12 protein-coding genes are annotated in these 13,542 nt (G+C 41.8%); 6 read left to right on the top strand and 6 right to left on the bottom strand.

The features are described from left to right. Positions 1–50: 50 nt before the first annotated feature. Entirely contained in the window at positions 51–266 is a 216-nt protein-coding gene (locus tag AAEZ02_RS11895; RefSeq protein WP_124012426.1) for a TIGR02450 family Trp-rich protein, read from the top strand. Between the two features lie 234 nt (positions 267–500). On the opposite strand, the gene AAEZ02_RS11890 is transcribed toward AAEZ02_RS11895, so the two are convergent. Beyond that, the gene (locus tag AAEZ02_RS11890; RefSeq protein WP_351123223.1) at positions 501–977 is read right to left on the bottom strand and encodes a hypothetical protein; all 477 of its coding nucleotides are present in this window, start codon (positions 975–977) and stop codon (positions 501–503) included. Positions 978–1,125: 148 nt separating this feature from the next. Here AAEZ02_RS11890 and AAEZ02_RS11885 point away from each other — a divergent pair, with 148 nt between their 5' ends. Further along, entirely contained in the window at positions 1,126–2,235 is a 1,110-nt protein-coding gene (locus AAEZ02_RS11885; RefSeq protein ID WP_351123220.1) for an ISAs1 family transposase, read from the top strand. Here AAEZ02_RS11885 and AAEZ02_RS11880 read toward each other — a convergent pair. From AAEZ02_RS11880 to slyA, 4 genes are all read right to left on the bottom strand, one after another. Further along, positions 2,212–2,637, bottom strand: a complete 426-nt coding sequence (locus tag AAEZ02_RS11880) for a tetratricopeptide repeat protein (protein WP_351123217.1) — start codon at positions 2,635–2,637, stop codon at positions 2,212–2,214. The genes AAEZ02_RS11885 and AAEZ02_RS11880 overlap by 24 nt on opposite strands. A 401-nt stretch (positions 2,638–3,038) precedes the next feature. After that, complete coding sequence (locus AAEZ02_RS11875) at positions 3,039–4,064, bottom strand: DUF2955 domain-containing protein (protein ID WP_124012428.1); 1,026 nt, start codon at positions 4,062–4,064, stop codon at positions 3,039–3,041. 143 nt (positions 4,065–4,207) lie between these two features. Continuing rightward, on the bottom strand, positions 4,208–5,266 hold the full coding sequence (locus AAEZ02_RS11870) for an HlyD family secretion protein (protein ID WP_101034214.1): 1,059 nt from the start codon (positions 5,264–5,266) through the stop codon (positions 4,208–4,210). Between the two features lies 1 nt (position 5,267). Continuing rightward, positions 5,268–5,747: a transcriptional regulator SlyA gene (gene slyA, locus AAEZ02_RS11865; RefSeq protein WP_124012429.1), complete on the bottom strand. Its 480-nt coding sequence runs from the start codon at positions 5,745–5,747 to the stop codon at positions 5,268–5,270. Between the two features lie 438 nt (positions 5,748–6,185). Here slyA and AAEZ02_RS11860 point away from each other — a divergent pair, with 438 nt between their 5' ends. The 3 genes from AAEZ02_RS11860 to AAEZ02_RS11850 all read left to right on the top strand — a co-directional run bounded on the left by AAEZ02_RS11860 (position 6,186) and on the right by AAEZ02_RS11850 (position 11,240). Next, the gene (locus AAEZ02_RS11860; RefSeq protein WP_124012430.1) at positions 6,186–8,474 is read left to right on the top strand and encodes a nitric-oxide reductase large subunit; all 2,289 of its coding nucleotides are present in this window, start codon (positions 6,186–6,188) and stop codon (positions 8,472–8,474) included. 145 nt (positions 8,475–8,619) lie between these two features. Next, a complete protein-coding gene (gene norR, locus AAEZ02_RS11855; protein ID WP_351123214.1) occupies positions 8,620–10,170 on the top strand; it encodes a nitric oxide reductase transcriptional regulator NorR in 1,551 nt (516 codons plus the stop codon). Positions 10,171–10,322: 152 nt separating this feature from the next. Beyond that, the gene (locus tag AAEZ02_RS11850) at positions 10,323–11,240 is read left to right on the top strand and encodes a L,D-transpeptidase family protein (protein ID WP_101034210.1); all 918 of its coding nucleotides are present in this window, start codon (positions 10,323–10,325) and stop codon (positions 11,238–11,240) included. A 165-nt stretch (positions 11,241–11,405) separates the two neighbouring features. Here the strand turns inward: AAEZ02_RS11850 and AAEZ02_RS11845 are convergent, their stop codons facing one another. Then, on the bottom strand, positions 11,406–12,176 hold the full coding sequence (locus tag AAEZ02_RS11845; RefSeq protein ID WP_351123211.1) for a bactofilin family protein: 771 nt from the start codon (positions 12,174–12,176) through the stop codon (positions 11,406–11,408). A 113-nt stretch (positions 12,177–12,289) separates the two neighbouring features. Between AAEZ02_RS11845 and zapE the strand changes: the two genes are divergently transcribed. Continuing rightward, on the top strand, positions 12,290–13,492 hold the full coding sequence (gene zapE, locus AAEZ02_RS11840; protein ID WP_351123208.1) for a cell division protein ZapE: 1,203 nt from the start codon (positions 12,290–12,292) through the stop codon (positions 13,490–13,492). The last annotated feature ends 50 nt before the right edge of the window (positions 13,493–13,542 follow it).

Below are 13,542 nucleotides of genomic sequence, written 5' to 3'. Positions count from 1 at the left end.
AACATGAGTGTTAATACGGGCAACGAAATACTGTGAACATGAGAACGAATATGAACCTAATTCATCCTAAAAAATTACTTAATAGTAAGTGGACCAAGGTTAACGTGGTTCAAAAGCTGAAGCATTTTACTGTCGCTAAAGTCGAGTATGACGAACAACAAAACGTGGTTGAATGTCTTATCCGTGCAGAAATGAATGCACAAGAGTTTGTCATTGACTGGCGCGATCTTAAAGACCCGCAACAGTGGAAAATTGGCTGGCAATAATCTACTGTAAAACACATTCATTATGGGATTTGAAAATAAAAAAGTGACGCTTGCTTAAGCACAATGAGTCACTTTTTTATACTAGCGTTAGCATAACCTTATCTAACGAATTTCAAGATAATAAACGGTTATCAAACCGCTTGTTGATCGGCTTACTATGACATTGACTACAACAACCCACTATTGCTCTGTCATTGGCCTTGCTAACAAAAATAACCAGTTTGTACTCAGCTATTAATTGATAATAAATATTGAACCTTCAAGCCTAAATTGAAGTGTTTCTAGGCCCCAATCAGATAACAGGACGTCCTGGATACGTTCGCCGTCGCCTTCACTACTACACCCCCACATTGTGGCACATGTCTGCCCTGCTATATTTGATCCAGTGCCTTTTGAAGTGTCAGGGATCATATTGTTTAACTGGGCGATATGAGTTCCAAACATACCTTCAAATGTATCCATTTTCACATCAAGGGTTTCCATTTCACCTTCAGGAAAATTGATCACTGCAGTTTGCTCATTTGAACCAGTTTGCTCTGGGGTTAAGGTGACAACATCTTTTGAAATTAAATCGTAAAGTTTTCTGAGTGGTAATTTTTTAGTTGATTCATGTAAGTAAAGTTCTTGTCCATAATTTCTGGCTGCAAAATTTTTTTCTTCATAAGCTCTAGCAAGATATTGATCTGCACGCGCCAAATCTTGCTCTACCATACCACCACCTAAATACATTTTGCCTAACAAATACGAAGACTGTCCATGCCCCAGGGCGAGATCGTGAACGTTTTTTAAACAATTTAACTCACTATTTGACGTTAACATCTCGCTATGATCTTATACTCCCTTTTTTCGGGAGCACACCATGCATATTGACCACTTCAAAGAGCATTTCCAAACAATAACAGACCAGCGCCAGGGGGCTAAAGTGACCTATTGCCTCTTTGAGGTGCTGTTTGGTTCGCTATGTGCCGTTATCGCAGGCGCTAAAGGCTGGTTTGACATTCGCGAATACATTCTTGGGCATCATGATTGGTTTCAAAACAACAACCTCTTCATGAACGGCATTCCCGCTGATGACACGATTGCTCGTATTATATCAACCATTGAACCTGAGCAGTTTCACCAATGTTTTATCAATTGGATGTCTTCGATACACACCCTTACTGAAGGCCAAGTCATTGCTATCGATGGAAAAACGCTTCGAGGGTCATACAATCGTGAAGATAGAGCCTGTACCATACACATGATTAGTGCTTATGCTTCATCAAACAAATTAGTACTTGGTCAGCTTAAAACAGAACAAAAAAGTAATGAGATAACAGCTATTCCTGAGTTGATAAAAATGCTCGATATCAAAGGGGCGTTAGTGACTATCGATGCGATGGCTTGTCAAACAAAGATAGCAAAAACCATTGTGGACCAAGGTGGTGATTATCTGCTTGCCGTTAAAAGTAATCAGGGAAAGCTGCGCGAAGCAATAGTAAAAGCCTTCGCTTTCCAGCGAGCTAACAATACGGACAAATCCGTAATTGAACACGGTCACGGACGTACTGAGTGTCGACAGTGCTATGTTATTGATAGTAAAAACTTACTCGGTGACTTTTCAAAGTGGAAAGAGCTAAAAAATATCGTTATGGTTGAAAGTTGTCGCCTTGAGAAAGGAAAACCAATCGAACTTGAGTATCGTTATTACATTAGTTCTAAGGAGTTAAGTGCTGAGCAAGCAGCGATAGCTGTCCGAGAACATTGGGGCATAGAATCGATGCACTGGGTGCTTGATGTCAGTATGAGTGAGGATGCATGTCAAATATACAACGCACACGGGGCGGAAAATCTATCATGTCTGCGTCATATGAGCTTGAATATGTTACGAGCAGAGCCGACGAAGATAAGCATTGTTGGAAAGCAAAAGCGATGCATGATGAATCCATCGATGCTTGAAGCAGTATTAAAGGCTGGATTCAGTGGTTAGGTTAAAAATTAAACACTCATGCGGTAGCCCTGGTCCATGCCCTCTCTTTGATGCGTACTCTAAATATTCAACGCCTTCGTCAATATCTTTTAAATGCGTATCTTGTAAGTACAATACACCCGCTTTGTATTTGGCATCCATAACGCCATATTTACCTGCGCGACGATACCATTTTAATGCCATGTCTATATCTTTATCAGTACCATAACCAACATAGTAAAACTCACCTAACATGCCCATCGCTGAGGAGTGACCTCGTTTAGTTAAAATACGATAGGCTTTAAAGTATTCGACACATTCGGATGTACTGCACTCAGGCAATTGGTTTGCTTGGCTTTTAAATGGAGCGAAAGCGAGAAAGCTTAATATTAAGCTAAAAATAATAGTATTTTTTGTCATCATGTTAAATCCTTTTATATACGATTCATTACTATTAGCATTTATATACCGAATGTATATAGTAATTATGTCTATAAAACTAACCGTACCTAATATCTAATACTTAATACTTAATACCTAATATCTAATATCTAATACCTAATACTTAATACCTAATATCTAATATCTAATATCTAATATCTAATATCTAATATCTAATACCTAATACCTAATATCTAATATCTAATATCTAATATCTAATATTGTCAGTTAATAAGCACATTATTCTTCAAAAGCAGTCTAATACTTTAATAACCACTTACCTATCGCAATAGAAGTAAGCCCACTGTTGATAAATATCGGTAAGCAAATAAGCAAATAAGCAAATAAGCAAATAAGATCGATTTACCGCACACATCAATTGTTCACCCAAATCGAGTCGCTGCAAATTGATTCAATAAACGATGCATTAGATAACACAATAATAATGTCGCTACTATCGCAACCAAAATGCTACTCACACGGTATAAAGCACTAAAAATCAGATCATTTTGGGGGGTTAAGTACTGACCAAACAAAATACCTAAGGTCGTCATAGCGCCAAACCCTACTCCTGAACCACTCGCCTCTCTCACATGCACTTGGCTAAATAACATAAGGCCTATCCACAATAGTGGTATAACAAAAATAAGTAACCCAGACCAATCATAAAGTAATCCTTGCACCAGCAACCCAAATGTTACCCCAAACAAGGTGCCGATAGCCCGTTTTCGGGCGTAACCGAGTGCGCCATTCCAATGCATTGGGAATAACAATAACAAAGTGGTGGCTTGGGCTGACATGGAATCTTGTAAATTAAACACCTGAAATACCAAAAATGATGCGGTGGCAATTGATGCCCCCAACAAAGCTTCGTGGCGCATACGGTTAGGCGCTTTAACCACGGCTGCCATTGGCGAGCGAGGTTCAACATCGGGCCATAGGGCGGTCATGGCATAAGCAATGATCACCGACGCTGCCGTCGCCCAAAAATTGCTAAAAATAAGATTGTTAATATCCACACTCGGATAACTGGCAAAGTGCAGCATAATACTTAAGCTGATCACCCCATTAGCACCGAATAAAAACAAGCTTCCACGTGACATTGCCGCAAATCGATACAAAAAAAGCCCAAAAACGATGGGCAATATCATCCCTGGGTGAGAACCAAATAAACCACCTAGAATACCGACCTCAATCCCAGCCATGACCGATGATGCCAACAGTTGACGCATCGCATGCGCATTCATCACGGGCACAAGTCCGAGTAATAGCATTGGGGTTACGGTAAAAAACACCCCATAACTTAGGTCGAAAAACTTACAAATCGCAAACCCTAGCGTTGCGCCTGTTGCAATGCGCAAGCATTGACGTAAATCGTTTTTAGTCAAAGGACTATGGCGTAACAACATCTGAAATACCTACGCGTCGGGGAAAATATTCCACAATAAAGAACTCATCCTGATTGATGCGTTTGCTAAAAAAAGCAACCACCAAAGAGAAAGTCAGCCATTGTTATGGATTAGAGAAATACTGATTAAATGTAAGATGTCATTTAATAAATATAGTGCAGCACACTAATGACCTTAATTTGCACCTTGGCAATAAAGCCAAGCAAACCACTATTGGGCACTAATTGTACAGTGGCACGCGCGCCTGCTGGCAGTAGATTAACGGCTTGCTGGTCAAGCTCAAGGTGTAAACGTAAGCGCTGAGCATTGCGTACCCAACGAGCAGATTCTTGTGGTGCCGCCAAACGACCATTCGCTTCAAACTGTCCGGCGCTGACTCCAGCATCAATTGAACTCACTTGCGCACGATATAAACGTCCAGGTTCGCCATCAAATGCAATAAAAGCACTCGACTCAATATCAATACCGCGAAGACTTTTTTCCCTAAAATCAGCAATGATATCAACCTTATCCGACACTAATGCTAATAATGGTTGACCGACAGAAGCAAAACTACCTACCTGCAGCTGTAAATTAGTCACGATACCATTTTGATCGGCTCGAATTTGAGTATATGACAGATTCAACTCAGCTTGCTCTAAGCGATTCTGTGCTTGGCGAACTTTTAAGTTTCCATCACCATAACGACCACGACTGACTTTTAGTTTTGCTAAGCGCGCATTGGAGGCCTGTAAGTTGGCCTCTGCAGTCGTCGCATCACTGCCAGTCTGATCGTTAAGTTGTTGAGACACTCCGTGAGTCAAAAATAAAGAGTCAATTCTCTTCGCCTCACTGCGCTTTTGTTTGGCATTGGATCTATTGGCTTGCACATCTGCTTTGGCCGCTAATAAGGCAGCATCAAGTTCAGCGTTATCTTGTTTTGCTTGTTCCAGTGCTAACTGTGCTTGTTCTTCGGCAAGCTCGTAAGGAACTGAGTCAATCTTAAATAACACATCGCCTTTTTTTACCACTTGATTATTGGCTACGGCAATAGTCGCTATTTTCCCACTGACTTGGGGGGTGACTTTTGTCACTATTCTGGTCGCCATCGCTTGAGGGGTTAAAGGGATAACGGCATCAGCAAACATAAAGTAGCCGAAGACCATAACAAACATCAAAATGGCTATCTTAACGAGGCGGGCAAATTGTTGATCTGGAGTCATGTTATTTCTCACCAAAAGGGTCGGCAGACGGATCAAGTTTAGCCATGGCATTATCACTAATCAGACTGATCACACGTTCAAACTCACTTAATTCTTGACTGCTAATGCCATTGAGTAATTCAGCACGAATTTGCATAATCCGTGTTTCTATTTGTTTAAGAATGTCGATCCCCTGCGGTGTCAAACTCACTATTCGAGCGCGCTTATCGTTTTCGCAACAACGCCTTTTAATATAGCCTTGCGCTTCTAATTGACCCAAGGTACGCATTAACGATGGCAGCTCTATTTCTAACGCATCGGCTAGCACTTTTTGACTCACATCGTCACCCAAACGTAATAGTTTCCATAATGCAGTCCAACGAGGATGAGTTAACCCTAGTGGAATTAATTCAACATCTGCGGCTGTGCGCCATAATCGATGCAATCTTCCTAGTTGCTCCGCAAGATGCAGCTCTTTTAGTCGTTCTAATTCGTTATACATATTAACTTGCCATTTAGTTAGCTTGCTAAGCATTATAACTAGTTAGCATGCTAAGTAAATAGCTCAATTGCTTACTTGAAGTTAAAAAAGCTTAATAAATTAACTAAATACTTGATATATAGACTTTAAAATATTAATCAACTGAATATTAGTCTGACCTAAAATGCCTATCATCGGCTTTATCTATTCATACTCGACATGTTCAACCCATTCTCCCTTTGTAATAAAACAAGGTGACCATGATCACATTTAATAATTGTAAATATGACAACGGTGTCGTATTTACAATTATTAAACAATGTCTAAATGACAATTTAATTCAATTGGGATTAAATTAATATACATATATATCAATACTTTAATTAACTAAAAATAGTTGGCACGACTTATGCTATTACATGCTATCTGTATCAAAATGACTTTGCGCTAAGAGGATTTATGAGCAAAAACAAACTCACCGGCATTGCACTGCTAATCGTGCTCGTTGCTTCCTTCACTGTATTACTCAGTTTAGGCAGTGGCATATATCGAGAAAAACCCCCTATTCCAACGGCTTTTACTGACACCAGTGGCCAACCCATATTTACCAAAGATGATATTGAACAAGGTCAACTTGTGTGGCGTTCTATGGGCGGTCATCAATTGGGATCGATCTGGGGACATGGGTCGTATGTAGCACCAGATTGGACTGCTGATTGGTTACACCGTGAAGCACAAGCTTGGTTATCAATCACCGCAATTGATCGTTATAATCGCGATTTTGCTGAACTTGATTCTGAGCAGCAGGCAGGTTTAGAACAAGGCCTCAGAAATGATATTCGTCATAATACTGTCATTGAAGGCGCTGATGGCAATACATATGTCGCATTATCAAATGTGCGTATTGCTGCGATAAATGAAGTCAGTCAACACTATTTATCACTCTTTGGTGACGACCCAGCACTGTCATCACTGCGCGAACAATATGCCATGAAAGAAGGGACCATCACTGATGCCGAGCATCGTGAATTATTAAACGGTTTTCTCTTTTGGGGAGCATGGGCAGCAGTAACCGAACGTCCTGGCTATGAGTACACTTACACCAATAACTGGCCGTATGATCCCCAAATCGGCAATATACCGACTTCAGATAACATTGTTTGGTCAGTATTAAGTTTGGTGACATTGATCTTAGGTATTGCCATGTTGATTTGGCACCATGCCTGCTGCAAAGAAGAAGCATTACCGGAAGCGGCCAAAGATGATCCATTATTTTTTACCAAACCGACGCCATCACAAAAAGCCGTCGGCAAGTATTTTGTAACCGCTATTGGCCTGTTTTTACTGCAAATATTAGTGGGCGGTATTACCGCGCATTACGCAGTTGAAGGCCAAGAGTTTTATGGTTTCCCATTATCAGAAATACTCCCATACTCGGTCACTCGTACTTGGCATACTCAACTAGCGGTATTTTGGATTGCCACAGCTTGGTTAGGCACAGGGCTGTATATCGCGCCAGCACTATCAGGATACGAGCCTAAGTATCAACGCTTAGGAGTAAACATTCTGTGGGGCGCATTAGTTGTTATCGTACTCGGTTCTATGGCCGGTGAATGGCTTGGCGTACAACAATACTTTGATCTGGACATGAACTTCCTATTCGGTCACCAAGGATATGAATACATTGATTTAGGTCGCGTTTGGCAAGTGTTATTGCTGGCGGGCTTATTAATTTGGTTAGCGTTAGTGACCGCATCAATGCGTCCAGCCTTAAAAGTCAGCAACGACATGCAACCGGTGATTTGGGTTCTGTATGCCTCTTGTGTCGCGATTGGCTTATTTTACGGTGCCGGCCTGTTTATGGGCAAACACTCAAACCTAGCGATTGCTGAATACTGGCGTTGGTGGGTGGTGCACTTGTGGGTTGAAGGCTTCTTTGAAACATTTGCCACCTCTGTCATTGCGCTTATGTTAGTTCGCTTAGGTCTTATCCGTGCCCGCAGCGCCAATGGTGCAGTATTGTTCTCAACGGTAGTGTTTTTAACCGGCGGCTTAATCGGTACTTTACATCACTTATACTTTACCGGTACCCAAACTTCTGTCATTGCATGGGGTGCTATCTTCTCGGCGCTTGAAGTCGTGCCGCTAGCGTTAATTGGTTTTGAAGCCATGGAAACCTATCGCTTACGTAAAGCAAGTCCTTGGATGGAACGTTATCACTGGGCGATTATGTTCTTTGTGGCCACTTCATTTTGGAACTTGATTGGCGCTGGGGTATTAGGTTTCTTAATCAATCCGCCTATTTCGTTGTACTTTATTCAAGGCTTAAACACCACTGCAACTCATGCTCACGCTGCGTTTATGGGAGTGTATGGCATGCTAGGCATAGGGCTAATGCTATTCTGTCTTCGTGGATTAACTGGCAATATGCAATGGAACCACAAATACCTTAAAGGGGCATTCTGGACGCTCAATATTGGTTTAGCGGCAATGGTATTTATGTCGCTACTGCCTGTGGGTATCGTGCAATTTTTTGCGGTTATTGACCACGGCTACTGGTATGCCCGTTCACCAGCGGTGATCCATAGCGACTTGGTTGAAAACCTCGTCTGGATGCGAATGTTTGGTGATATTATCTTCAGTATTGGTGGGTTATTGATGGCGGCGTTCTTATATGACCTTATCAAGAAAGCTATCGTCAGCAAAGGGGCAAAAGCTAACCAAGCTGCCGTATTAACCAATAGCTAAGCTATACATTGATAAACATGTTTTGATAAATATCATATAAGGGGCCATCGAGGCCCCTTTTTGTATCAAGATTATGCTCTTTACCCTTGTTGTTATATTCACACTTGTCATAATGACATCACCCTGTAGTTAACTGGAGTTTGACATGGCATTGAGTCAAGCAGACTTAACCCGTATCGCACTTGATATTACCGCTAACTTGTCTAATCGCGATCGTTTTTCACGTTTAGTCACCACAGTAAGAGAAACCCTCGATTGCGATGCGGCGGCGCTATTATCATTTCAAGGTCATCAATTTACCCCTTTGGCGATTGATGGACTCAGTGCTGATGTACTGGGGCGGCGGTTTATTTTAAACGAACACCCAAGGCTTGAAGCCATTGCCAGAGCGGGTGATATCGTAAGATTTCCTGCCGACAGCGAACTTGCCGATCCTTACGATGGCTTAATTCCTAATGTAGAAGGTAACTTAAAAGTACATGCCTGTATTGGCCTACCATTATTTGCCAATGAACAACTCATTGGCGCATTAACCATTGATGCCATCGATCCCCATAAATTTGATCAATACAGTAATCATCAGTTACGCAGTTTTAGCGCCATTGCGGCAGCGTCTCTAAACAATGCATTACTGATTGATGAGCTTGAAAAACAAGCGAGCAACCTTACAATCCCCGACGCAAAACCATCAGGACAACTTAACCCAGACACCGAAATAATCGGTCAAGCAGATAATCTTTTATTGCTGCTTAATGAAGTTAATGTGGTCGCGGCAACTGAACTCAATGTGTTGATTTTAGGAGAAACGGGTACGGGTAAAGAGCTGATAGCTAAAGCTATCCATCAACATTCTGTGCGAGCCAATAAGCCCTTAGTATATTTAAATTGTGCCGCGCTGGCTGAATCCGTTGCCGAAAGTGAACTCTTTGGTCATGTCAAAGGCGCCTTTACTGGCGCCATTAGTCATCGTAGCGGCAAATTTGAAATGGCTGATAAAGGCACATTATTTTTGGATGAAATTGGTGAACTCGCGCTTAACTTGCAAGCCAAGTTACTGCGCGTACTACAATTCGGAGATTTACAGAAAGTCGGCGATGATCGCAGTCTAAAAGTGGATGTGCGTATTATTGCCGCGACCAACAAAGATCTCAAAAGCGAAGTATTAGCAGGTCGATTTAGAGCCGACTTATATCATCGCTTAAGCGTGTTTCCCATTGTCGTACCACCGCTAAGAGAGCGCCAGCAGGATATTCACTTGTTAGCAGGCTTTTTTATCGAACGCTATCGCCAACAGTTACACTTAACTCATTTAGGGCTAGAACCTGCATCACTGCAATTACTTGAACAATATGATTGGCCTGGTAACGTGCGAGAACTTGAACATGCTATCCATAGAGCCGCCGTATTAGCCAAATCCCAAAGCCAAAAAGATGGCATGTGTATGATTAAAAATAGCCATTTTGAATTTGCAGATACCTCGCACTCTGTTGCGTTATCATACAAAAAACTCACGGTTAAACAGTCGATAACCTCTTTACCACAAACAAGCTTACGCGATGCAACCGATCAGTTTCAAAATCAATTTATTCAACAAATATTTACCCAACAAGGGAGTAATTGGGCTGCAACCGCACGCCAATTGCAAATCGACTCAGGTAACTTACATCGGCTTGCTAAACGCTTGGGATTAAAATAGCCAAAGTGAAAAAATGAGTTGAATTATTAGGCGTAATAAGTGAGGATGCGCCCTAATAATCTGTACAAATGACCTGTACAAAATAGTCATGCTTGGTAAGATATTGTAGTCTGACTAACTTAACGCCTGTTTTTAGGAATGATATAACCCTTATGATAAATTCGTTACGCGCTTCGTTAATTGGAGCGACTGCCATTATATTAAGTTTTTCCTGTGCAGCAGTTGAATATCGTCTACCTGCCAAAGGCAGCAATTTAGTGGGTGAAAATCAATATTATGTTGTTCCTGAGGGAAAGCTAACCCTAGAGCAAATTGCTTCAGAATTTCAGCTAGGGTTAACTAACTTATTAGAAGCAAACCCAGATGTTGATCCATTTTTGCCAAAAGTCGGTAGTACTTTATTGATCCCACATCAGTTAATTCTACCTAACACTAAGCATGAAGGTGTGGTGATTAACAGCGCTGAAATGCGTTTATATTATTTCCCTAAAGGAAAAGACACTGTTGAAGTATTGCCTATCGGTATTGGTCAAATTGGTAAAGACACCCCAGAAAATTGGGTGACAACAATACAACGAAAACGGGCAAACCCAACTTGGACACCCACCGTTAACATTCGTAAATCTTACGCTGCAAAAGGGATAACATTACCGGCAGTATGGCCTGCTGGCGCTGATAACCCAATGGGTTTATTCGCACTCTATGTGGGTAACTTATATGCTATTCATGGCACTAATGCCACGTTTGGTATTGGTTTACGGGTAAGTTCTGGTTGTGTTCGTTTGCGTGATGAAGACATTGAATATTTATTTAACAGCATACCTGTTGGCACTCGCGTTGAGTTTATTAACCAACCGATTAAAGCCACTGAAGAGCCTGATGGTAACCGTTATCTAGAAGTGCATGAGCCACTATCACGCACTCAAGCTGAATTTGATTCACAAGAGCCCGTGGCATTATTATTAGATAAGCAAATAACTCGCTTTATTGCTCACCCAGACACTGACTCATTCACATTAAAGCGTTTGCTTGAACAACGCACCGGAATGCCAACTCGGATTAATCCGTAAGCATTAACCCATAAAGGTGTTTGGATTTCTGCAGACATAACAACAATGGCTTTGTTAATTCAGTAAACACTGTGATTAACAAAGCCATTTTTTATAAGCTTGATAGCAAAAATTATGACTTAACCTCTACTCCGGATAAGAGATGAGGTTACTTATCAGGTGTGCTTATGGTCGACCCGACCCGCTCTGCTCTACATTATCGTTATCATTCACATTCTGACTATCACCGAGTGCCTCAGTGGTTTTCGTTAACGCAGGTAAATCTTCCATGGACATGTTCAAGTCAGTTTGATCTACATTGATTAACGCTTCGCTCTGCTTAGCCAATTCCGCAGAGTCTTCTGTGACACTCGATGTTGGTTGCAGATATTGCGCCACGTTAGCTTGAGTGATATCAAAAGATAGCGCTTGGTCATTATCTAGCGCCAAACTGATTGTGGGCTGTAATACTACGCCAGCAATAATCACGATGGCAGCAACTGCCGCGTAAGTGAATTTTTTACGGGCATAAAAAGGTGAATGGGCTGCAGTAACGGCACTCGATTGATGTGAATGTTGATATGACGGTTGATCTGATGTTGGTTCGTCAGCTTGAGGTAACCCCAACGCATCGGGTCCCTTGGTGCGCATACCGATAAATTGGCCACCATCATAAATTTCCATTTGATGGCTCGACACCTCACCTTCAACAATGCCCGAGCTGACAATGACTAACTTATTACAATGTAATTTGCCTTTAAATAAACCCGAGACACGCATCTCTTGACAAAAAACGTCACCTTCAACCACACCACCCAGCTCAATTTTTATTTGATCAGTTGAATTAATGGTACCTTTAGTTTGGCCTGCGACAATGGCAGGGCCTTGGATGCGGACATCGCCTTCCAATGCCATATCGGCACCAATATAGGTCATCCCCTTATTTTTATTATTCATTTCTAGGTCCTTGTTAGGATTAATGCTCAGGGTTAATGCTCAGAGTTAATGATTTGTTATTTTTTGTCACGAGAGCTTAAAGGAAATGCACACCATAATAAAGAGAACCGTTAATGGTATACTACCCAGGTCAACAATTTACCTTAAGTGTTATGTCTCCATTACAAGCCTACCAGCAGCGCGTTCAACAAAATATTGTTGATGATCCCGCGCAACATCAAGCAATACTCGCCTTAGATTCGCTCTATCAGCAATATACTTCAGCACAACCGGTCATTCGGGGCTTATATTTGTGGGGGGATGTCGGCCGAGGAAAAACTTTTTTGATGGATTTGTTGTATCAGGGCCTGTGTGATCGGAGCGAGTGTGGTGGGTTACTTAAAGCAAAAAAAACGGTATTACGCCTACACTTTCATCGTTTTATGGCCATGCTCCACCAGCAATTAAATCAGACATCGGGGATCCGCGATCCCTTAACTCATATTGCTAAGCAGATCGCGGCGAAATACTCTGTAATTTGCTTTGATGAGTTTTTTGTATCTGACATTGGCGATGCTATTTTACTGGGCCGATTATTTGAAACCTTATTTCAATCAGGCGTGACCTTAGTAGCAACCTCAAATGTGCCCATAGTGGACTTATATAAAAATGGTTTACAGCGCGATCGTTTTTTACCGACGATCGATCTCCTGCTTAAATACACCCAGACAATCCATTTAAACGGCCCTGTTGATCATCGTTTACCAACCAATGCCGCAACACTATCTACAATTGCAACGCCAGCAGCTTGGCTGAAACTGCCTTCATCAACGAAGCCTGAAGCCGTTTTTCAACGATTATGTCAACAATATCCACAAGCTAATGCCAGCATCATAAGTCATCCAGATTCAATTGAGGTTTGTCATCGCGATATTGCCATTGCGGCCCAATATGGACAACTTGCTTGGTTTGAATTTTCAGCCTTGTGCCAAGGTCCGCGATCGGCATTGGATTATATTGAACTGGCGGGACAATTTAGCCATATTTTACTCAGCAATGTGCCTACATTAGGCGGCGAAGTACGCAGTTGGATTAAAGCGCGCGGCACTGAAGATGGCGCGGTAGCGACGACCACAGGCGAAAGACAACTGGCGTATGCCAGTGAAGACGATCCCACTCGGCGCTTTATCAGTTTAGTGGATGAACTCTACGATCAAAAAGTGAGGTTAATCCTCAATAGCCATTCCAGCTTAGAAGATTTGTATCTAAATGGGGCATTACAGTTTGAGTTTCGACGCACTTATAGTCGCCTTATTGAAATGCAACAATGGGCGTAAAATAAGCCTGTATGACTAAGGCTAACGGTGCTTAGTCACCTAGCGCTAGA

It is taken from the genome of Shewanella sp. T24-MNA-CIBAN-0130, from assembly GCF_040310185.1.
Lineage (GTDB): Bacteria > Pseudomonadota > Gammaproteobacteria > Enterobacterales > Shewanellaceae > Shewanella > Shewanella psychromarinicola.
The sequence above is the reverse complement of the archived record's forward strand: the minus strand, read 5'-3'. Positions and strand labels throughout refer to the sequence as shown.